General features: G+C 64.1%; 15 protein-coding genes and 4 tRNA genes. 18 read left to right on the top strand and 1 reads right to left on the bottom strand.

The annotated features are described in order from the left end of the window. The first annotated feature begins 107 nt into the window (after window positions 1-107). The 4 genes from GOC52_RS03630 to ychF all read left to right on the top strand — a co-directional run bounded on the left by GOC52_RS03630 (window position 108) and on the right by ychF (window position 3,656). On the top strand, window positions 108-1,067 hold the full coding sequence (locus tag GOC52_RS03630; protein ID WP_005415400.1) for a ribose-phosphate diphosphokinase: 960 nt from the start codon (window positions 108-110) through the stop codon (window positions 1,065-1,067). Window positions 1,068-1,177: 110 nt separating this feature from the next. Continuing rightward, window positions 1,178-1,795 (top strand): 50S ribosomal protein L25/general stress protein Ctc, encoded by a 618-nt coding sequence (locus GOC52_RS03635; RefSeq protein WP_010481743.1) that lies wholly within the window; start codon window positions 1,178-1,180, stop codon window positions 1,793-1,795. A gap of 48 nt (window positions 1,796-1,843) precedes the next feature. Continuing rightward, window positions 1,844-2,422 carry an aminoacyl-tRNA hydrolase gene (gene pth, locus GOC52_RS03640; RefSeq protein WP_008268208.1) on the top strand — a complete coding sequence of 193 codons (579 nt, stop codon included), beginning with the start codon at window positions 1,844-1,846 and terminating at the stop codon, window positions 2,420-2,422. Between the two features lie 142 nt (window positions 2,423-2,564). Then, window positions 2,565-3,656 carry a redox-regulated ATPase YchF gene (gene ychF, locus GOC52_RS03645; RefSeq protein ID WP_043403185.1) on the top strand — a complete coding sequence of 364 codons (1,092 nt, stop codon included), beginning with the start codon at window positions 2,565-2,567 and terminating at the stop codon, window positions 3,654-3,656. A gap of 541 nt (window positions 3,657-4,197) precedes the next feature. Here the strand turns inward: ychF and GOC52_RS03650 are convergent. Beyond that, window positions 4,198-6,936, bottom strand: coding sequence for a TonB-dependent receptor plug domain-containing protein (locus GOC52_RS03650; protein WP_191850689.1), 2,739 nt, complete (start codon window positions 6,934-6,936; stop codon window positions 4,198-4,200). A 170-nt stretch (window positions 6,937-7,106) separates the two neighbouring features. Between GOC52_RS03650 and GOC52_RS03655 the strand changes: the two genes are divergently transcribed. The 14 genes from GOC52_RS03655 (at window position 7,107) to rpoB (ending at window position 19,400) form a co-directional block, all read left to right on the top strand. Beyond that, a complete protein-coding gene (locus GOC52_RS03655; RefSeq protein WP_143994220.1) occupies window positions 7,107-8,126 on the top strand; it encodes a cyanophycinase in 1,020 nt (339 codons plus the stop codon). Between the two features lie 138 nt (window positions 8,127-8,264). Beyond that, window positions 8,265-9,281, top strand: coding sequence for an isoaspartyl peptidase/L-asparaginase family protein (locus GOC52_RS03660; protein WP_049480240.1), 1,017 nt, complete (start codon window positions 8,265-8,267; stop codon window positions 9,279-9,281). 137 nt (window positions 9,282-9,418) lie between these two features. Further along, window positions 9,419-9,504: transfer RNA gene (locus tag GOC52_RS03665), tRNA-Tyr, on the top strand. A gap of 24 nt (window positions 9,505-9,528) precedes the next feature. Next, window positions 9,529-9,602, top strand: a tRNA-Gly gene (locus GOC52_RS03670). A 49-nt stretch (window positions 9,603-9,651) separates the two neighbouring features. Further along, window positions 9,652-9,727, top strand: a tRNA-Thr gene (locus GOC52_RS03675). A gap of 41 nt (window positions 9,728-9,768) precedes the next feature. After that, window positions 9,769-10,959, top strand: a complete 1,191-nt coding sequence (gene tuf / locus GOC52_RS03680; protein ID WP_014036096.1) for an elongation factor Tu — start codon at window positions 9,769-9,771, stop codon at window positions 10,957-10,959. A 103-nt stretch (window positions 10,960-11,062) separates the two neighbouring features. Further along, window positions 11,063-11,138, top strand: a tRNA-Trp gene (locus tag GOC52_RS03685). A 49-nt stretch (window positions 11,139-11,187) separates the two neighbouring features. After that, window positions 11,188-11,601, top strand: a complete 414-nt coding sequence (gene secE / locus GOC52_RS03690) for a preprotein translocase subunit SecE (protein WP_010480389.1) — start codon at window positions 11,188-11,190, stop codon at window positions 11,599-11,601. Between the two features lie 10 nt (window positions 11,602-11,611). Further along, entirely contained in the window at window positions 11,612-12,172 is a 561-nt protein-coding gene (gene nusG, locus GOC52_RS03695; protein WP_004154362.1) for a transcription termination/antitermination protein NusG, read from the top strand. A 257-nt stretch (window positions 12,173-12,429) separates the two neighbouring features. Then, window positions 12,430-12,858, top strand: coding sequence for a 50S ribosomal protein L11 (rplK, locus tag GOC52_RS03700; protein ID WP_004145248.1), 429 nt, complete (start codon window positions 12,430-12,432; stop codon window positions 12,856-12,858). Window positions 12,859-12,862: 4 nt separating this feature from the next. Continuing rightward, complete coding sequence (gene rplA, locus GOC52_RS03705) at window positions 12,863-13,561, top strand: 50S ribosomal protein L1 (RefSeq protein ID WP_004154350.1); 699 nt, start codon at window positions 12,863-12,865, stop codon at window positions 13,559-13,561. 386 nt (window positions 13,562-13,947) lie between these two features. After that, entirely contained in the window at window positions 13,948-14,484 is a 537-nt protein-coding gene (gene rplJ, locus GOC52_RS03710) for a 50S ribosomal protein L10 (protein ID WP_010480377.1), read from the top strand. A 63-nt stretch (window positions 14,485-14,547) separates the two neighbouring features. After that, on the top strand, window positions 14,548-14,916 hold the full coding sequence (gene rplL, locus GOC52_RS03715) for a 50S ribosomal protein L7/L12 (RefSeq protein ID WP_010480374.1): 369 nt from the start codon (window positions 14,548-14,550) through the stop codon (window positions 14,914-14,916). A 329-nt stretch (window positions 14,917-15,245) separates the two neighbouring features. Continuing rightward, window positions 15,246-19,400, top strand: coding sequence for a DNA-directed RNA polymerase subunit beta (rpoB, locus tag GOC52_RS03720; protein ID WP_010480373.1), 4,155 nt, complete (start codon window positions 15,246-15,248; stop codon window positions 19,398-19,400). The last annotated feature ends 9 nt before the right edge of the window (window positions 19,401-19,409 follow it).

Raw genomic sequence — 19,409 nt, forward strand, 5'->3', positions numbered from 1 at the left:
CCCGCGCGGGACGTGGAAACAACCGCGGTGTTGTCAGCAGCAAGGGTCCATCAGGGTCCTTGCCGACTCCGGATCCCCGCCACTCGTCCCCGCCCGAGACAATCATGATGCAAGAGTCCCCGAACCTGCTGGTCTTTTCCGGCAACGCCAACAAACGTCTGGCGCAGAATATCTGCAAGGAACTGGGGGTTCGCCCGGGCAAGGCGCTGGTCTCGCACTTCTCTGATGGCGAAGTGCAGGTGGAGATCGAGGAGAACGTCCGCAAGCAGGACGTGTTCGTGATCCAGCCGACCTGCGCGCCGAGCGCGGAAAACCTGATGGAACTGCTGGTGCTGATCGACGCGCTCAAGCGCGCATCGGTGGCCAGCGTGACCGCCGTGGTGCCGTACTTCGGCTACTCGCGCCAGGATCGCCGCATGCGTTCCTCGCGCGTGCCGATCACCGCCAAGCTGGCGGCGAAGATGTTCAGCACCGCTGGCGCTGATCGCGTGCTGACCGTCGACCTGCACGCCGACCAGATCCAGGGCTTCTTCGATATTCCGGTGGACAACGTGTATGCGTCCCCGCTGCTGCTGGCCGACATCTGGCGCGCCTACGGCACCGAGAACCTGATTGTTGTGTCGCCGGACGTGGGCGGCGTGGTCCGCGCCCGTGCGGTGGCCAAGCGCCTGGATGACGCCGACCTGGCGATCATCGACAAGCGCCGCCCGCGCGCCAACGTCTCCACCGTGATGAACATCATCGGTGACGTCGAAGGCAAGACCTGCGTGATGGTCGATGACATCGTCGACACCGCCGGCACCCTGTGCGCCGCTGCCGCTGCCCTGAAGGCGCGCGGTGCGCTCAAGGTCGCTGCCTACTGCACCCACGCGGTGCTGTCGGGCCCGGCAGTGGACAACATCACCAATTCCCAGCTCGACGAGCTGGTGGTGACCGACACCATCCCGCTGAAGGACGCCGCGCGGGTGTGCAGCAAGATCCGCCAGCTGAGCGTGGCGGAAATGCTGGCCGAAACGATGCGCCGCATCGCCTTCGGTGAGTCGGTCAGCTCGCTGTACGTCGACTGAGTTTTTCGTCCCTGCCGGCAACGGCAGGGACATACCCCGGGTGCTTCTGGTCGCGGAAGCATCTTCAACCGCCACGCCGCAGGGCGCGGCAACAACCTGAGTAGTCGAAAATGTCGAAGACCCATGAAATCAAGGTCACCAAGCGTGAACTGCAGCGTAAGGGTGCGAGCCGCCGCCTGCGTCACGCCGGTGTGATCCCGGCCATCGTGTACGGCGGCAACGCCGAGCCGGTCGCCATCAGCCTGGACCACAACGAAATCTGGCTGGCCCAGCAGAACGAGTGGTTCTATGCCTCGATCCTGGACCTGAACCTGGACGGCCAGGTGCAGAAGGTCCTGCTGCGTGACATGCAGCGCCACCCGTACAAGCAGCTGATCATGCACCTGGACTTCCAGCGCGTGAACGAGAACGAAGCCCTGACCGCTTCGGTCCCGCTGCACTTCGTCAACGAAGACACCTCGCCGGCCGGCAAGGCTGCCGACGTCGTGGTCACCCACGAACTGAAGGAAGTGACCATCACCTGCCTGCCGAAGGACCTGCCGGAGTCGATCGAAGTCGACCTGGGCGAGCTGAAGGCCGGTGACGTGGTGTACCTGTCCAACATCAAGCTGCCGAAGGGCGTGGAAATCCCGGCCCTGGCGCTGGGCAAGGACCACGACGACGCCATCGTCACCGCCAAGGCCGGCAAGGCCGACGAGGCTGACGAAGAAGCGGCTGCCGCCGAGTAATACCGTTACGGTGCCTGCCTCCGGGCAGGCACCGTACTGGAAGGAACCATGGCAGGACTGCGACTGATCGTCGGTCTGGGCAACCCCGGATCGGAACACGCCCGGACCCGGCACAATGCCGGGTTTCATTTCGTTGAGGCCCTGGCGGAAAAAGCCGGTGCGCGATGGAATGTGGACAGCAAGCTGTTCGGCGAGACCGCCAAGGTCGAGATCGCCGGGCAGACGGTGTGGCTGCTCAAGCCCGCCACCTTCATGAACCTCAGTGGCAAGTCGGTCACCGCCGCGCAGCGGTTCTGGAAGATCGAGCCGGAAGAGACCCTGCTGGCCCATGACGAACTGGACTTGGCGCCCGGTGTGGCGCGGCTGAAGTTCGACGGTGGCCACGGTGGCCAGAACGGCCTGCGTGACACCATCCGCCTGCTCGGTCACGGCAAGTTCCATCGCCTGCGCGTGGGCATCGGCCATCCCGGCCACAAGGACCGCGTGGTGGGTTGGGTGCTCGGCCGCCCGTCCAAGGACGACGACGTGCTGATCGCGCGCGCCATCGACGATGCGATCGACGTCATGCCGCTGGCGGTACAGGGCGATTTCAGCGAAGCGATGAAGCGCCTGCACACTCCGAAGTAACCCGCTTTGGGTAGGTGCCAACCTTCCCGATTCCGGTGCGTGCCAACCTTGGTTGGCACACAATGATCGACACCGAGATGGATTGGCCAAGCAGCGCGCGCGCTGTTTCACCAATCACTTTCACCCCAGAGAGCTGTCACCCATGGGTATCAAATGCGGCATCGTCGGCCTGCCCAACGTCGGCAAGTCGACCCTGTTCAATGCGCTGACCAAGGCGGGTATCGCCGCGGCGAACTTCCCGTTCTGCACCATCGAGCCGAACGTCGGCATCGTGCCGGTGCCGGATCCGCGCCTGAACGAGCTGGCAGCGATCATCAACCCGCAGAAGGTCATCCCGACCGCGGTCGAGTTCGTCGACATCGCCGGCCTGGTGGCCGGTGCCGCCAGCGGTGAGGGCCTGGGCAACAAGTTCCTGGCGCACATCCGCGAAGTCGATGCGATCACCCACGTGGTGCGCTGCTTCGAGCACGGCGACATCGTGCACGTGGCCGGCAAGGTCGATCCGATCTCGGACATCGAAACCATCGACACCGAGCTGGCGCTGGCCGACCTGGACAGTGTCGAGAAGGCGCTGAACCGTGCCGAGCGTGCGGCCAAGGGCGGCGACAAGGACGCAGCGGCGCGCAAGCCGGTGCTGGCCAAGCTGCAGGCGGCGCTGTCGGATGGCAAGGCTGGCCGTTCGGTGGGCCTGGACGACGAAGAGAAGGCGCTGGTCCGTGACCTGTTCCTGCTGACCCTGAAGCCGGTGATGTACATCGCCAACGTGCTGGAAGACGGTTTCGAGAACAACCCGCACCTGGAAGCCGTGCGCGCGCATGCCGCCGCCGAAGGCGCGCAGGTGGTGCCGGTGTCGGCCGCGATCGAAGAAGAGCTGTCCCAGCTCGACGACGAAGACCGCGATACCTTCCTGGCGGACCTGGGCCTGAGCGAGCCGGGCCTGAACCGCGTGATCAACGCGGCCTACAGCCTGCTGGGCCTGCAGACCTACTTCACCGCAGGCGTGAAGGAAGTCCGCGCGTGGACCGTGCGCAAGGGCGCCACCGCTCCGCAGGCTGCCGCGGTCATCCACACCGACTTCGAGAAGGGCTTCATCCGCGCCGAAACCATCGCGTATGACGACTTCATCAAGTACAAGGGCGAAGCCGGTGCCAAGGAAGCCGGTCGCCTGCGCCTGGAAGGCAAGGAGTACCGCGTGCAGGAGGGCGACATCCTGCACTTCCGCTTCAACGTCTGATCCCATCGCACGTTGATGCTACGCAAACGCCCCGCCCCGAGCGGGGCGTTTGCGTTTCCGGGGTGGATAAAAGAACGCCACGCTGCGAAACGCTTGCGGCGTGACGTTCGCCGGCACTTGTCCACAGCAAACTCCCATCGCTTTCCACGCCTGGTGTGGAAAACCATGCGACGTCCTGTAGATCCGAGCCCTTGCTCGGCTGATGCCAGCCGGAGCCGAGCATGGGCTCGGCTCTACAGGTGCTTGCCCGCGCGACGTGGATAAAGTTTCACCATGCCTCGAAACCCCTGCGCTGCAAAGCTCGTGCCCACTTGTCCACACCTAGTTCCCACTGCTTTCCACGTCCGGTGTGGAAAACAATCGGGGACGTGGACAAAAAAACACCATGCGTGGAAACACCTGCGGTGCAATGTTCCCACCCACTTGTCCACACCTAGTTCCCATCGCTTTCCACGTGGGGTGTGGAAAACCCGAGCCAGCGCCGCAAACAACAAGGCCCGCCAATGGCGGGCCCCGTCGTCCACGTCCTGCGTAACCGCGCTTACAATGCGCTGCCACCGAACTTGTGGGTGTACTGCAGGTTGATGGTGCGGCCGACGCTGTCGAACCAGGACACGTCGTAATACGGATACGCGGTGTAGGTGGCGTCCTTCGGCGGCATCTTGTTGAAGACGTTCACCACCGACAGCGACAGGCGCGCGTGGTCGTCGAAGCGGTACTGCAGCGACGCGTTGTAGCGGTAGGTCGCCTTGATGTACGGGCTGTCACCGCTGTCCCACTTGAATACCTGGTCGTAGCTGTCCGAGGTCGGCAGCTTGCCCAGGCGCGAACCATAGACCGTGGCCGACCACGCCTCCTTCTCCCAGGTCACGCTCAGGCTGGTCTTGGTACGCGGGATGTCGAAGTTGCTGTTGACCGCGAACTGGTCCTGGATCGGATCACCGGGGTAGCGCTGGAAATCGTGCTTCTTCACCCAGGTGTGGGTGCCGTTGAGGATGAAATCACCAATGCCGGTCTGCAGGCGGTAGCGCAGTCCGACGTCGATGCCGGAGGTCGACTCGCGGGCGACGTTGATCGGGGCGACGCGCACGCCGTACAGGCGGCCATCACTGGTGCGGGTGATGCGGTCGAGCGCGTCCACGCAGGTCGGCGAGTTGATGTCGGCAGTACCCAGGCGGCAGTTCGCTTCACTGGCCAGTATCGTGCGCACGTCCATGTCCTGCACCTGCTTGCGCATGTCGATGTCGAACCAGTCCACCGACAGGTCCAGGCCGATCGCCGGCGACCAGACGAAGCCGGCGCTCCACGAGGTGCTGGTTTCCGGGTCGAGCTGACGGTTGCCGGTGCGGCTGCGGATCAGGTTGTGCTCGTAGTCGGAACAGTCGGCGGCATCGTCGGCGCGGCAGCTGTACAGGTCCACGGCGCTGGTCTCGTCGTTGCCCGGGCCGGCGAACACGTAGTGCAGATCCGGCGCGCGGAACGCGGTGCCATACGAACCACGTACCAGCAGGGTGTCGATCGGGCGCCATTCCAGGCCGCCGCTCCAGGTCGCCTTGCCGATGGTGTGGCCGGAATAGCGGTACTGGTCGTAGCGGCCGGCCACGCTCAGGTTGACCGTCTCGTGCAGCGGCATGCGCAGCTCGGCCGCCGTGGCCCAGCGGTTGCGCGAACCGTTGCCGTCCGAATCCTTCCAGCTGTAGTAGTAGTACTGGGTCGCCAGCGGATCGGGATTCAGCGAGTACGCCTGCTGGCCCACTTCCACGGTCGCGGCGACGCCGGCGTCACCGCCCGGCAGGCCGAACAGCGCGGAATTGGTCAGCGTGAACGCGGCGGTCTCGGTGCGCGACTTCGGGGTGTAAGTGGTACGCGCCGCGATCGAGTCGTACTCAGCGCGGGTCAGTGGCCGGTACAGGCGTGACGGATCGGCGTTGTAGATCGGGAAACCGTCGTCGTCCACGCCCAGCTGCGGGCCCAGGAACAGGTCATTGGCCTTGGCGGCGATGATCTGTGCCCAGCTGATCCGCGACTGGTACTGCGAATGGCTCAATGCTGCCTCGTAGTCCCAGTTGCCGGCCAGATTGCCCTTGAAGCCGGTAGTCACGCTGAAGGTCTTCTGCGTGCTGCGCACCATCGCATTGCGCAGGCCACCCATTTCCTCGGGGGAGAACTGGCGCTGCCAGAACTCGATCTCGCCGGTGGCCTGGTTGTTGAAATAGCCCGACTCATCGCCATTGGCGTCCATGCGGCCCCACTTGGTGACGTCGCGCATCAGCGACATCGTGTGGTAGCCCAGCTGCACATCGGCGAACCACTGCTGGCCGTTGTCGAAGTCGTAGCTCAGCGAGGCGTAGCCATTGGCGCCGCGGCGCTTGCTGAGGATGGTGCCGTAGCCGATCGAGCTGTCGCTGCCGCAGTAGTAGCCGTAGCGCGGGCGGTACGCGCGGTAGGTGCTGCCCTGGTTCTGCCCGGCCAGCGCTTCGCAGGTGGCCGTACCCGGATCCAGGTAGTCGTCGTTGTAGTCCGTGCGCAGGTAAGCGCGGCGGGCGATGCGCGAGCCCTCGGTGGGGCCGTCCTGGGTCGAATCCTGGATGTCGCGCTCGTACGCCCACAGCGGGCTCTGCGACTGCAGCTCGACGCTGTACACCGCGTTGAAATTGCCGCGGCTGAAACCGCTGGCCAGGCTCATGTCGAACGACTCGCCACCGCCTTCGCTGGTGGTGCCCATGCGCATGTCGATCGTGGTGCCGTCGGCCTTCTTCTTCAGGATGAAGTTGACCACGCCGGCGATCGCGTCCGAGCCGTAGATGGCCGAGGCGCTGCCGGTCAGCACTTCGATGCGCTCGATCATCCCCAACGGGATGTTGGAGACATCGGTGAAGTTGCTGCGGCCCTTGAACGGCATCGGGAAGTCGGCGATGCGGCGGCCATTGACCAGCACCAGCGTGTGATTCGGGCCCAGACCGCGCAGGTCCACCTGCTGGGCGCCCGGCGAGAAGTCAGCGCCACTGGAGGACTGCTGGCTCTGGGTCTCCCCCCCGTTCTGGGTCATCGCGCGCAGCACGTCCGGCACGGTGGTAAAGCCGCTGGAGCGGATCTGCTCGGCGCTGATCACCGTGATCGGGGCGGGGCCTTCGACCTGGGCGCGCGGAATGCGCGAACCGGTGACCTGCACCGCGTCCAGTTGTTGAACCGAAGAGGAAGCCGGTGCCTGGGCCGCCGCGGAAGCAGCCACGCCCATCAACGCCAGCTGGATCGACCACGCCATCGCCTTTCTACGCATGAGGAATTCTCGGAAATGAAGCCGGCCCGCAGAGGAGGGGCCCTGTCCCCCATTCAGATTTCCGGAATGGGCGCGCGCATTTAACGCCTTTTTCATGCCCTTGACTACTGGACCCCTATCTGGCAAAGAGTGAAAACGCTTGCAAGTCGATTTTGTTCAGGGAGATCAAGATGCGACGCCTCCATCGGACCCTGCGTGCCCCCTTCGCCTGGCTGGCGCTGCTGGTGTTGGCCGTGCCGTTGGCCGCCCTTGCGCAGGACCTGCAGGGCCCGGGTTTCGCCTACTACGAAGCCGGGGATCTCGACGCACCCCGGCCCGGTCCGCGCGCGCCGGCCATGATGCTGATGGGCGGTGGCGAATGGGTGCCGGAAGCCTTCCATTGGTGGCTGAAGCAGGCTGGCAATGGCCGCGTGCTGATCCTGCGCGCTTCTGGCAGTGACGAACTGCAGGACCGCCTGTATCGCGAGATCGGCGGGGCCACCGCAGTGCAGACGCTGGTGTTCGACAATCGCCGTGGTGCCGATGATCCCGCGGTGCTGCGCGTGGTGGCTGCAGCCGATGCCATCTTCATCGCCGGCGGCGACCAGTCCCGCTACATCCGCTTCTGGAAGGGCACCGCGCTCAACCGCGCGCTCAACGCCCATGTGCGCGCCGGAAAGCCGATTGCCGGTACCAGCGCTGGGCTCGCCATCCTCGGTGGCTATGCCTACGGCGCGATGGACGGCGGCAGCATCACCTCCGCCGGTGCGCTGGCCGACCCGATGGGCAGTGCGGTGACCATCGACAGTGGCTTCCTGCAGATGCCCTACCTGCAGCGCGTGGTCACCGACACCCACTTCGACAAGCGCGATCGGCTCGGCCGCCTGATCGTGTTCGTGGCGCGCGCTGCCCAGGACAGTGGCAACCCCGACATCGTCGGCATCGGCGTCGACGAAGACACTGCCCTGTGCGTGGAGCCCGATGGCCAGGCACAGGTCTACAGTGCTGACGGCGAGGGCAAGGTCTGGGTGGTCAGCCCCGGCCGCGATGCCGACCGCCTGGTCGAAGGTGAGCCGCTGCGCTTCCACGCGGTGCCGGTAACGGTGGTCGCCAGCGGCGGCCGCATGCGCCTGGATGACTTCCAGGCCGAGGCCGACTACCAGGCCGTGGCCGACGTCAGCGACGGCGAGATCGAAGTCATCCGCCAGTGACCCGGCGATCCTGTGGCCACGCATGGGATGCTGTAGAGCCGAGCCCGCGCTCGGCTGCCTTTCAACCGAGGCATCAGCCGAGCATGGGCTCGGCTCTACGATGATGCCTCCCTTGCCCACCTGCTGGAGACGTACCCGATGAAACTGCGCCTGGCGCTGTCCGCACTGTTGTCCCTGCCCACGCTTGTCCAGGCTGCACCGACGGCTTCGCCGCTGCTGGTCATCCACGGCGGCGCTGGCGTCGAGCGCAAGGACCTGTCGCCGGCCGAGGAAAAGGCCGCACGTGACGCGCTGCGGGCGGCCCTGTTGAAGGGGCATGCGGAGCTGGCAGCGGGTCGCCCCGCGCTGGCCGCTGTCACCGCCGCGATCACCGTGCTGGAGGACGATCCCACCTTCAACGCCGGCAAGGGCGCGGTGTTCACCCACGACGGCCACAACGAGCTGGATGCGGCCGTCATGGACGGCGCGAGCCAGGCGGCGGGCGCGGTGGCGGGCGTGCAGCGGGTGCGCAACCCGATCCTGCTGGCGCAGACCGTGATGCAGAAGTCCAGGCATGTGATGATGGTCGGGCAGGGCGCCGAAGCCTTCGCGGTCGAGCAGGGCATTTCTCTGGTCGATCCCTCCTACTTCCGTACGGAAAAGCGCTGGCAGCAGCTGCAGCGTGCACTGAAGGAAGAGGCCGGCGGCCAGGCGCATGCCGATCTGGAGACCGCAAAGCACTTCGGGACCGTCGGTGCAGTCGCATTGGATGCACAGGGGCACCTGGCCGCTGGTACTTCCACTGGCGGCATGACCAACAAGCGCTATGGGCGCGTGGGTGATTCGCCGATCATCGGCGCCGGTACCTGGGCTGACGCGCGATGTGCGGTGTCTGGCACCGGCTGGGGCGAGTACTACATCCGTACTGCCGCCGCGCACGAGATCTGCGCGCGCATGCGTTACCAGGGGCAGAGCCCGGAGCAGGCCGGCAAGGGCGTGATCAACGAGACGATTCCGCAGATGGGCGGCGATGGCGGTGCGATCGTGCTCGGCGCAGATGGAAAAATGGCCACGCCGTTCAACACCCAGGGCATGTATCGGGGCTGGATTGGCGGCGACGGTGTCCCTCATGTCGCAATTTTCGCCAGCGAGACCCTGCCGGTCCCCGGGCAATAACCTTGCGTATCAATGGGTTTGCGACAGCGTGTGAAAAAAGTGGAAAAAAGCGTTGACAGCCCCCCGTCCCATCAGCAGAATAAGCGGCTCACCACCACACACCGCAACGCTTCGGCGGCAACGGAATGGGGTGGTAAGGAGGGATACCCAAGCGGCCAACGGGGGCAGACTGTAAATCTGCTGGCTTACGCCTTCGGTGGTTCGAATCCACCTCCCTCCACCAGTTTCACGTTGTGACATTCCCGGCGCGGGAGTAGTTCAATGGTAGAACCTCAGCCTTCCAAGCTGATGGTGCGGGTTCGATTCCCGTCTCCCGCTCCATTGAATGAACTTTGAATATTATCGAGTTCATGTCATAATGCAAAACTCGGCTCACGTAGCTCAGTCGGTAGAGCACTTCCTTGGTAAGGAAGAGGTCGAAGGTTCGATTCCTTTCGTGAGCACCATCTTAAGCATCACCTCTCAGACGAATTCGAGATAAGCAGCCATGGCCAAGGGTAAGTTCGAGCGCACCAAGCCGCACGTCAATGTCGGCACCATCGGTCACGTCGACCACGGCAAGACCACGCTGACCGCCGCACTGACCAAGATCGGTGCCGAGCGCTTCGGTGGCGAGTTCAAGGACTACTCCTCGATCGACGCCGCGCCGGAAGAAAAGGCTCGTGGTATCACGATCTCGACCGCGCACGTCGAATACGAATCCCCGATCCGTCACTACGCCCACGTTGACTGCCCGGGCCACGCTGACTACGTCAAGAACATGATCACCGGTGCCGCCCAGATGGACGGCGCGATCCTGGTGTGCTCGGCCGCTGACGGCCCGATGCCGCAGACCCGCGAGCACATCCTGCTGTCGCGTCAGGTCGGCGTGCCGTACATCGTCGTGTTCCTGAACAAGGCCGACATGGTTGACGACGCCGAGCTGCTCGAGCTGGTCGAGATGGAAGTGCGTGAACTGCTGAGCAAGTACGAGTTCCCGGGCGACGACACCCCGATCATCGCCGGTTCGGCCCGCCTGGCGCTGGAAGGCGACCAGAGCGACATCGGCGTGCCGGCCATCCTGAAGCTGGTCGATGCCCTGGACAGCTGGATTCCGGAGCCGGAGCGTGCGATCGACAAGCCGTTCCTGATGCCGGTGGAAGACGTGTTCTCGATCTCGGGCCGCGGTACCGTGGTGACCGGCCGTATCGAGCGCGGCGTGATCAAGGTCGGCGACGAAATCGAAATCGTCGGCATCCGTCCGGTGCAGAAGACCACCGTGACCGGCGTTGAAATGTTCCGCAAGCTGCTGGACCAGGGTCAGGCAGGCGACAACGCTGGCCTGCTGCTGCGCGGCACCAAGCGTGACGACGTCGAGCGTGGCCAGGTCCTGGCCAAGCCGGGCACGATCAAGCCGCACACCAAGTTCGAAGGCGAAGTCTACGTCCTGTCGAAGGACGAAGGTGGCCGTCACACCCCGTTCTTCAACGGCTACCGTCCGCAGTTCTACTTCCGCACCACCGACATCACCGGCGCAGCTGCACTGCCGGAAGGCGTCGAAATGGTGATGCCGGGTGACAACGTCAAGATGGTCGTCACCCTGATCAACCCGGTGGCAATGGACGAAGGCCTGCGCTTCGCCATCCGCGAAGGCGGCCGTACCGTCGGCGCCGGCGTGGTCTCGAAGATCATCGAGTAAGCCTGCAGTACCGGTGGTTGCATAGCGCCGCCGGTTACGCGAATGGCGGGCCGGGAACCTCGGTCCGCCTTCGCCGTCTAAGGGAAGGCAAGTTTCAATACGTACGCCAGTAGCTCAATTGGCAGAGCAGCGGTCTCCAAAACCGCAGGTTGGGGGTTCGAGTCCCTCCTGGCGTGCCATCTGCCCACCTTATCCAGCGGCCTGGGCCGCTAAAGCAGACACAGCCGGATGAATAGCAAGATCGAACACTCCAAGGACAACTCCGCCAATGGCGGGGATATCGTCAAGTACGTCGCCGCATCGCTGCTGGTGCTGGCTGGTCTGTTCGTCTGGTTCTGGTTCTCCGCCGACTCCGGTCGCGCCACCCAGCTGGGTGCGTGGGCGGGTCAGCTGCGTGCGTTGGCGGTTGTAGTCGGTCTGGTTGGCGGTATCGGCGTGTTCATGCTGACCGGCAAGGGGCGCGACACCCGCGAATTCCTCTCCGAGTCGCGCTTCGAACTGCGCAAGGTGGTCTGGCCGACGCGCCAGGAAGCCATCCGCATGACCTGGGTCGTGATGGTGGTGGTAACCATTCTCAGCCTGCTGCTGGGTGGGTTCGATTACGTCATTCAGTGGCTGATTCAGCTGTTCCTGAGCCGCTAAGGAGAATTGCATGAAGCGTTGGTACGTCGTTCACGCCTATTCGGGCTTCGAGAAGTCGGTGGCGCAGGCTCTGCGCGATCGCATCGTCCGTGACGGCATGGAAGAGCGCTTCGGCGATGTCCTGGTCCCGACCGAAGAAGTGGTCGAGATGCGCGCTGGCCAGAAGCGCCGCTCCGAGCGCAAGTTCTTCCCGGGTTACGTGCTGGTCCAGATCGAGACCCACGAAGAAGCCGGTATTCCGCGCATCGACAACGAAAGCTGGCACCTGGTCAAGGAAACCCCGCGCGTCATGGGCTTCATCGGCGGCACGGCCGACCGTCCGCTGCCGATCGCCGATTCCGAGGCCGAAGCCATCCTGAACCGCGTTCAGGAAGGCGTCGAGAAGCCGCGTCCGAAGGTGCTGTTCGAGCCGGGCCAGATGGTCCGCGTCACCGACGGCCCGTTCAACGATTTCAATGGCGTCGTCGAAGAGGTCAACTACGAGAAGAGCCGTCTGCGCGTCTCGGTGCTGATCTTCGGCCGTGCCACTCCGGTCGAACTCGAGTTCGGCCAGGTCGAAAAGGCCGTCTGATCCCGTTGTAGAGTCTAACCATGCTCGACTCCGGACAAGAAACCGGGCTTGGCCCGGTTTCTCTCGTTTACGTGCCGCTTCAGGCATGTGAAGAAAAAACCTGATATAGTGCGCGGCTCCCCGCTGGGAAGCCAGCAGGACGAGGCCGCCGCAAGGTGGCCTTCAGCATGATTTCAAAACGCGATGCCGGGACGCGTGATTCCCGGTCCGATGGGGAGCCTGTTGTCGAAAGGCGCTAGCACCCGGAGAGTACTCACATGGCAAAGAAAGTTGTCGGTTACATCAAGCTGCAGGTGAAGGCCGGTCAGGCCAACCCCTCGCCGCCGGTCGGTCCTGCGCTGGGTCAGCGCGGTCTGAACATCATGGAATTCTGCAAGGCGTTCAACGCTGCCACGCAGAAGCTCGAGCCGGGCCTGCCGGTTCCGGTGATCATCACGGCCTACTCGGACCGTACGTTCACCTTCATCACCAAGAGCACCCCGGCCACCACCCTGCTGAAGAAGGCCGCTGGCATCTCGTCGGGCTCCAAGCGCCCGAACACCGAGAAGGTCGGCAAGGTCACCCGTAAGCAGCTGGAAGAGATCGCCAAGGCGAAGGAACCGGATCTGACTGCCGCCGATCTGGACGCCGCCGTGCGTACCATCGCTGGCTCTGCCCGTTCCATGGGCCTCGTGGTGGAGGGTTAATAAGATGGCACAGACCAAGCGTGAGAAGGCCATCAAGGCCGCCGTCGTTCCGGGTAAGGCATACGCCTTCGAGGACGCGATCAACATCCTGAAGAGCGCCACCAAGGCCAAGTTCGTCGAGTCGATCGACGTCGCTGTGCGCCTGGGCGTCGATGCGAAGAAGTCCGACCAGCAGGTCCGTGGCTCCACCGTGCTGCCGGCCGGTACCGGCAAGTCGGTCCGCGTCGCCGTGTTCGCTCCGGCCGGTGCCAAGGCTGACGAAGCCCTGGCCGCTGGCGCCGAAGCCGTCGGTATGGATGACCTGGCCGAGAAGATGCAGGCCGGCGATCTGAACTACGACGTCGTCATCGCGACCCCGGACGCCATGCGCGTCGTCGGTAAGCTGGGCACCGTGCTGGGCCCGCGCGGCCTGATGCCGAACCCGAAGGTCGGCACCGTTTCCCCGAACCCGGGTGAAGCCGTGAAGAACGCCAAGTCGGGTCAGGTCCGTTACCGCACCGACAAGGCCGGCATCATCCACTGCACCATCGGCAAGGCCGACTTCGCCGAAGACGCGCTGAAGTCGAACCTGACCGCGCTGCTGCTGGACCTGATCAAGGCCAAGCCGGCCACCTCGAAGGGCACCTACCTGCAGAAGGTTTCGGTCAGCTCGACGATGGGCCCGGGCGTCACCGTCGACCAGTCGTCGCTGACCCTGAAGTAATTGTTTCAAGCGGTCACGGTACCTTCGGTGCCGTGACCGTGACATTTGAAGGCATCGCTGGCAGTGCATCGCCCGCGGTAGCCGTCAAAGACCGCAGGCGCGGTCGTGGCAATACCGGCGACGGGCACGGAAGCTCGATCTGGCAAGGAGTCGCCGCCGGAGCAGTCATGAGCGCTTAATCGATTCCCCGGAATCACCCTGCGTAGATGGTGCCCTTCTGGAGTTTTTCTGGTTCACGCACGTCTGGGTTTCCCAGGTTGGCCCACTCCAGGTCTAGAACGGCCCACCCCCGGAACATCATCCCGATGTTCCCGGCGTCCAGGACGGATGCCGCACAGGACCGCACACGGCAGGAGCCGTAAGCGGAGTTTAATAGGAGGAGTGCAATGGCTCTCAATCTGTCCCAGAAGCAAGAAGTAGTCGCCGAGCTGGCAGACGTCGCCGCCAAGGCCCACTCCTTGATCGCAGCCGAATACGCTGGCACCACGGTCGCCCAGATGACCGCGATGCGCAAGCAGGCTCGTGAAACCGGTGTTTTCTTGAAGGTTGTCAAGAACACCCTGGCTTCGCGCGCCGTTGAAGGCACCGAGTTCGCAGTCGCCCAGGACCAGATGGTTGGTCCGCTGCTGTACGCGTTCTCGCTCGAGGAGCCCGGCGCTGCCGGTCGCCTGATCAAGGAAGCCGCCAAGGGCAACGACAAGCTGAAGGCTAAGGTCGTCGCCATCGGTGGCGAAGTGTTCCCGGCAAGCCACGTCGAAGTGCTGGCCTCGCTGCCGACCCGCGACCAGGCCCTGGCCATGCTGGCCCGCGTCCTGACCGAGCCGGTCACGATGTTTGCCCGCGCCATCAAGGCCGTTGGCGAGAAGCAGGGTGGTGGCGACGTCGCCGCCGACGCTGCCGAGCCGGCCGCCGAGACCGCCTGAGTTTCGACTTACCGTGGTTCCTGACGGAACCTCAACCCAGAAAATCATCCAAAGGTATTAATCATGTCCCTTACCAACGAACAGATCGTCGACGCCATCGCCGAGAAGTCCCTGATGGAAGTGATGGAGCTGGTCAAGGCCATCGAAGAGAAGTTCGGCGTCTCCGCCGCTGCTCCGGTTGCCGTGGCTGCTGCCGCTGGCCCGGCTGCTGCTGTTGAAGAGCAGACCGAGTTCACCGTCACCCTGAAGTCGGCCGGCGACAAGAAGGTCGAAGTCATCAAGGCCGTCCGCGCCATCACCGGCCTGGGCCTGAAGGAAGCGAAGGACCTGGCCGAAGCCGGTGGCGTCCTGAAGGAAGGCGCTTCGAAGGACGACGCCGAGAAGATGAAGAAGGACCTGGAAGCTGCTGGCGCGACTGTCGAAGTCAAGTAAGCAGTTACCTTGCATCGTCACCGATTCACGGCGATGCAGCCAAGGCTGGGGGCGTAAGCCCCCGGCCTTTGGTCGTTGTTGCAGTGTTGTAGATCCACGCCGTGCGTGGATGTGAAAAACAGCAGGAAAAAGCCCAACACGGGCTGCGGTCAGACCCCGGCCGGCCAGCGCAGCGCGCGGCAGCGGGGGAGTGGATGCAGACGAGTTGGCAGTTGGAAGTAGCGGGAGAAGGCGTGCTGGTGCCGGCAATACCAGCGACTTCCAACTGACAATTTCAAGTTCCCTTCGGATCGTGGGCGCACGATCCGCACAACAAGGTGGAAGACCTCATGACGTCCTATTCGTTCACCGAAAAAAAGCGTATCCGCAAGGATTTCGGCAAGCAGCGCTCGATTCTCGAAGTGCCGTTCCTGCTCGCCATCCAGGTGGATTCCTATCGTGAATTCCTGCAGGAAAACGTCGATCCGGCCAAGCGCACGGACCACGGCCTGCACGCTGCGCTGAAGTCGGTCTTCCCGATCGCCAGCTACAGCGGCAATGCCGCCCTGGAATACGTCGGCTACAAGCTGGGCGAACCGGTCTTCGACGAGCGTGAGTGCCGCCAGCGTGGCATGAGCTACGGCGCCCCGCTGCGCGTGACCGTGCGCCTGGTGATCTACGACCGTGAGTCGTCGACCAAGGCCATCAAGTACGTGAAGGAGCAGGAGGTCTATCTGGGCGAAATCCCGCTGATGACCGAGAACGGCACCTTCATCGTCAACGGCACCGAGCGCGTCATCGTCTCGCAGCTGCACCGCTCGCCGGGTGTGTTCTTCGACCACGACCGTGGCAAGACCCACAGCTCGGGCAAGCTGCTGTACAGCGCCCGCATCATTCCTTACCGCGGTTCCTGGCTGGACTTCGAGTTCGACCCGAAGGACGCGCTGTTCACCCGTATCGACCGCCGCCGCAAGCTGCCGGTGTCGATCCTGCTGCGCGCGCTTGGCTACAGCAACGAAGAGATGCTGGCCGAGTTCTTCGAGATCAACACCTTCCACATCAACCCGGATGAAGGCGTCCAGCTGGAGCTGGTGCCGGAGCGCCTGCGTGGCGAAACCCTGGGCTTTGACCTCGCCGACGGCGACAAGGTCATCGTGGAAGCCGGCAAGCGCATCACCGCGCGCCACATCAAGCAGCTGGAAGCCTCGGGCATCGCCGCCCTGGCCGTGCCGGACGACTACATCGTCGGCCGCATCCTGTCGCACGACGTGGTCGACGCCTCGACCGGCGAACTGCTGGCCCAGGCCAATGACGAGATCACCGACGAGCAGCTGCAGGCCTTCCGCAAGGCCGGCGTGGATGCCGTGGGCACCCTGTGGGTGAACGATCTGGATCGTGGCCCGTACCTGTCCAACACCCTGCGCATCGACCCGACCAAGACCCAGCTGGAAGCCCTGGTCGAGATCTACCGCATGATGCGTCCGGGCGAGCCGCCGACCAAGGATGCCGCGCAGAACCTGTTCCACAACCTGTTCTTCACCTTCGAGCGCTACGACCTGTCCGCGGTCGGTCGCATGAAGTTCAACCGTCGCGTGGGCCGCAAGGAAACCACCGGCGAAGCCGTGCTGTACGACCGCAAGTACTACGGTGAGCGCAACGACGAAGAGTCCAAGCGCCTGGTCGCCGCCCATGGCGACAGCTCCGACATCCTGGACGTGATCAAGGTCCTGACCGAGATCCGCAATGGTCGCGGCGTGGTCGACGATATCGACCACCTGGGCAACCGTCGCGTGCGTTCGGTCGGTGAAATGGCCGAGAACGTGTTCCGCGTGGGCCTGGTCCGCGTCGAGCGCGCGGTCAAGGAGCGCCTGTCGATGGCCGAGTCGGAAGGCCTGACCCCGCAGGAGCTGATCAACGCCAAGCCGGTCGCCGCTGCCATCAAGGAGTTCTTCGGCTCCTCGCAGCTGTCGCAGTTCATGGACCAGAACAACCCGCTGTCGGAAGTGACCCACAAGCGTCGCGTCTCGGCCCTGGGTCCGGGCGGCCTGACCCGTGAGCGCGCCGGCTTCGAAGTGCGTGACGTGCACCCGACCCATTACGGCCGCGTCTGCACCATCGAAACCCCGGAAGGCCCGAACATCGGCCTAATCAACTCGCTGGCCGTGTACGCCCGCACCAACCAGTACGGTTTCCTTGAGACCCCGTACCGCAAGGTCGTGGACGGCAAGGTCTATGACGAAGTCGAGTTCCTGTCGGCGATCGAAGAAAACGAGTACGTCATTGCGCAGGCCAACGCCCTGACCAATGCCGACAGCATGCTGACCGAGCAGTTCGTTCCGTGCCGCTTCCAGGGCGAATCGCTGCTGAAGCCGCCGGCGGAAGTCCACTTCATGGACGTCTCGCCGATGCAGACCGTGTCGATCGCGGCCGCGCTGGTTCCGTTCCTGGAGCACGATGACGCCAACCGCGCACTGATGGGCGCCAACATGCAGCGTCAGGCCGTGCCGACCCTGCGTGCGCAGAAGCCGCTGGTCGGTACCGGTATCGAACGCGCCGTGGCGCGTGACTCCGGTGTGACCGTGAACGCCCGTCGTGGTGGCGAAATCGTGCAGATCGACGCCGCCCGCATCGTGGTCAAGGTCAACGAGGAAGAGATCGTTGGCGCCACCGACGCAGGCGTGGACATCTACAACCTGGTCAAGTACACCCGTTCGAACCAGAACACCTGCATCAACCAGCGTCCGCTGGTCCAGGTGGGTGACGTCATCGCCCGCGGCGACGTGCTGGCCGACGGTCCGTCCACCGACATCGGCGAACTGGCCCTGGGCCAGAACATGCTGATCGCGTTCATGCCGTGGAACGGCTACAACTTCGAAGACTCCATCCTGCTCTCCGAGCGCGTGGTGGAAGAGGATCGTTACACCACGATCCACATCGAAGAGCTGACCTGCGTTGCGCGTGACACCAAGCTGGGGCCGGAGGAAATCTCCGCCGACATCCCGAACGTCTCCGAGCAGGCGCTGAACCGCCTGGACGAGAGCGGCGTGGTGTACATCGGTGCCGAAGTCCGCGCCGGCGACATCATGGTCGGCAAGGTCACCCCGAAGGGCGAAAGCCAGCTGACCCCGGAAGAGAAGCTGCTGCGCGCGATCTTCGGCGAGAAGGCTTCGGACGTTAAGGACAGCTCGCTGCGCGTTCCGCCGGGCATGGACGGCACCGTCATCGACGTGCAGGTCTTCACCCGCGACGGCATCGAGAAGGACAAGCGCGCCCGCCAGATCGAAGAGTCTGAAATCAAGCGCGTCAAGAAGGACTTCGACGACCAGTTCCGCATCCTGGAAGCCGCCATCTACATGCGTCTGCGTTCGCAGATCGTGGGCAAGGTGGTCAACGGTGGCGCTGGCCTGAAGAAGGGTGACGTGATCAGCGACGCCTTCCTGGACGGCCTGAAGAAGGCTGACTGGTTCGCCCTGCGCATGAAGGACGAGGACGCTTCGGAAGCCATCGAGCGCGCGCAGAAGCAGATCCAGGCGCACGAGAAGGAATTCGAGCGTCGCTTCGCCGACAAGCGCGGCAAGATCACCGCCGGTGACGACCTCGCCCCGGGCGTGCTGAAGATGGTCAAGGTATTCCTGGCCGTGAAGCGCCGCATCCAGCCGGGCGACAAGATGGCAGGCCGCCACGGCAACAAGGGTGTGGTCTCCAACGTGGTGCCGGTCGAGGACATGCCGTACATGGCCTCGGGCGAAACCGTGGACATCGTGCTGAACCCGCTGGGCGTGCCGTCGCGTATGAACATCGGCCAGATCCTGGAAGTGCACCTGGGCTGGGCCGCCAAGGGCCTGGGCCGCAAGATCCAGGCGATGATGGAGGCCCAGGCCGCCGTTGCCGACCTGCGCAAGTTCCTGGACGACATCTACAACCACGACGACACCAACGTGGCCAACCGTGTCGACCTGTCGCAGTTCAGCGACGAGGAACTGCTGCGTCTGGCCCGCAACCTGACCGACGGCGTGCCGATGGCCACTCCGGTGTTCGACGGCGCCACCGAAGCGGAAATCAAGCGCATGCTGGAACTGGCCGACCTGCCGAGCAGTGGCCAGACCCAGCTGTACGACGGCCGCACCGGTGAAGCGTTCGATCGCCACACCACCGTGGGTTACATGCACTACCTGAAGCTGAACCACCTGGTCGACGACAAGATGCACGCCCGTTCGACCGGTCCGTACTCGCTCGTCACCCAGCAGCCGCTGGGCGGCAAGGCGCAGTTCGGCGGCCAGCGCTTCGGTGAAATGGAAGTCTGGGCGCTGGAAGCCTACGGCGCGGCCTACACCCTGCAGGAAATGCTGACGGTGAAGTCCGATGACGTGCAGGGCCGCAACCAGATGTACAAGAACATCGTCGACGGTGAGCACGAGATGGTCGCGGGCATGCCGGAATCCTTCAACGTGCTCGTGAAGGAAATCCGCTCGCTGGCCATCAACATGGAACTGGAAGACAACTGATCCATGCCG

The organism is Stenotrophomonas sp. SXG-1 (genome assembly GCF_014083965.1).
GTDB classification, from domain to species: Bacteria; Pseudomonadota; Gammaproteobacteria; order Xanthomonadales; family Xanthomonadaceae; genus Stenotrophomonas; species Stenotrophomonas geniculata.

What these genes read in the sequence shown, in the direction of transcription:
- GOC52_RS03630 (WP_005415400.1), top strand. Translation starts at nt 108, where the DNA reads ATGCAAGAGTCCCCGAACCTGCTGGTCTTTTCCGGCAACGCCAACAAA.
- GOC52_RS03635 (WP_010481743.1), top strand. Translation starts at nt 1,178, where the DNA reads ATGTCGAAGACCCATGAAATCAAGGTCACCAAGCGTGAACTGCAGCGT.
- pth (WP_008268208.1), top strand. Translation starts at nt 1,844, where the DNA reads ATGGCAGGACTGCGACTGATCGTCGGTCTGGGCAACCCCGGATCGGAA.
- ychF (WP_043403185.1), top strand. Translation starts at nt 2,565, where the DNA reads ATGGGTATCAAATGCGGCATCGTCGGCCTGCCCAACGTCGGCAAGTCG.
- GOC52_RS03650 (WP_191850689.1), bottom strand. Translation starts at nt 6,936, where the DNA reads ATGCGTAGAAAGGCGATGGCGTGGTCGATCCAGCTGGCGTTGATGGGC.
- GOC52_RS03655 (WP_143994220.1), top strand. Translation starts at nt 7,107, where the DNA reads ATGCGACGCCTCCATCGGACCCTGCGTGCCCCCTTCGCCTGGCTGGCG.
- GOC52_RS03660 (WP_049480240.1), top strand. Translation starts at nt 8,265, where the DNA reads ATGAAACTGCGCCTGGCGCTGTCCGCACTGTTGTCCCTGCCCACGCTT.
- tuf (WP_014036096.1), top strand. Translation starts at nt 9,769, where the DNA reads ATGGCCAAGGGTAAGTTCGAGCGCACCAAGCCGCACGTCAATGTCGGC.
- secE (WP_010480389.1), top strand. Translation starts at nt 11,188, where the DNA reads ATGAATAGCAAGATCGAACACTCCAAGGACAACTCCGCCAATGGCGGG.
- nusG (WP_004154362.1), top strand. Translation starts at nt 11,612, where the DNA reads ATGAAGCGTTGGTACGTCGTTCACGCCTATTCGGGCTTCGAGAAGTCG.
- rplK (WP_004145248.1), top strand. Translation starts at nt 12,430, where the DNA reads ATGGCAAAGAAAGTTGTCGGTTACATCAAGCTGCAGGTGAAGGCCGGT.
- rplA (WP_004154350.1), top strand. Translation starts at nt 12,863, where the DNA reads ATGGCACAGACCAAGCGTGAGAAGGCCATCAAGGCCGCCGTCGTTCCG.
- rplJ (WP_010480377.1), top strand. Translation starts at nt 13,948, where the DNA reads ATGGCTCTCAATCTGTCCCAGAAGCAAGAAGTAGTCGCCGAGCTGGCA.
- rplL (WP_010480374.1), top strand. Translation starts at nt 14,548, where the DNA reads ATGTCCCTTACCAACGAACAGATCGTCGACGCCATCGCCGAGAAGTCC.
- rpoB (WP_010480373.1), top strand. Translation starts at nt 15,246, where the DNA reads ATGACGTCCTATTCGTTCACCGAAAAAAAGCGTATCCGCAAGGATTTC.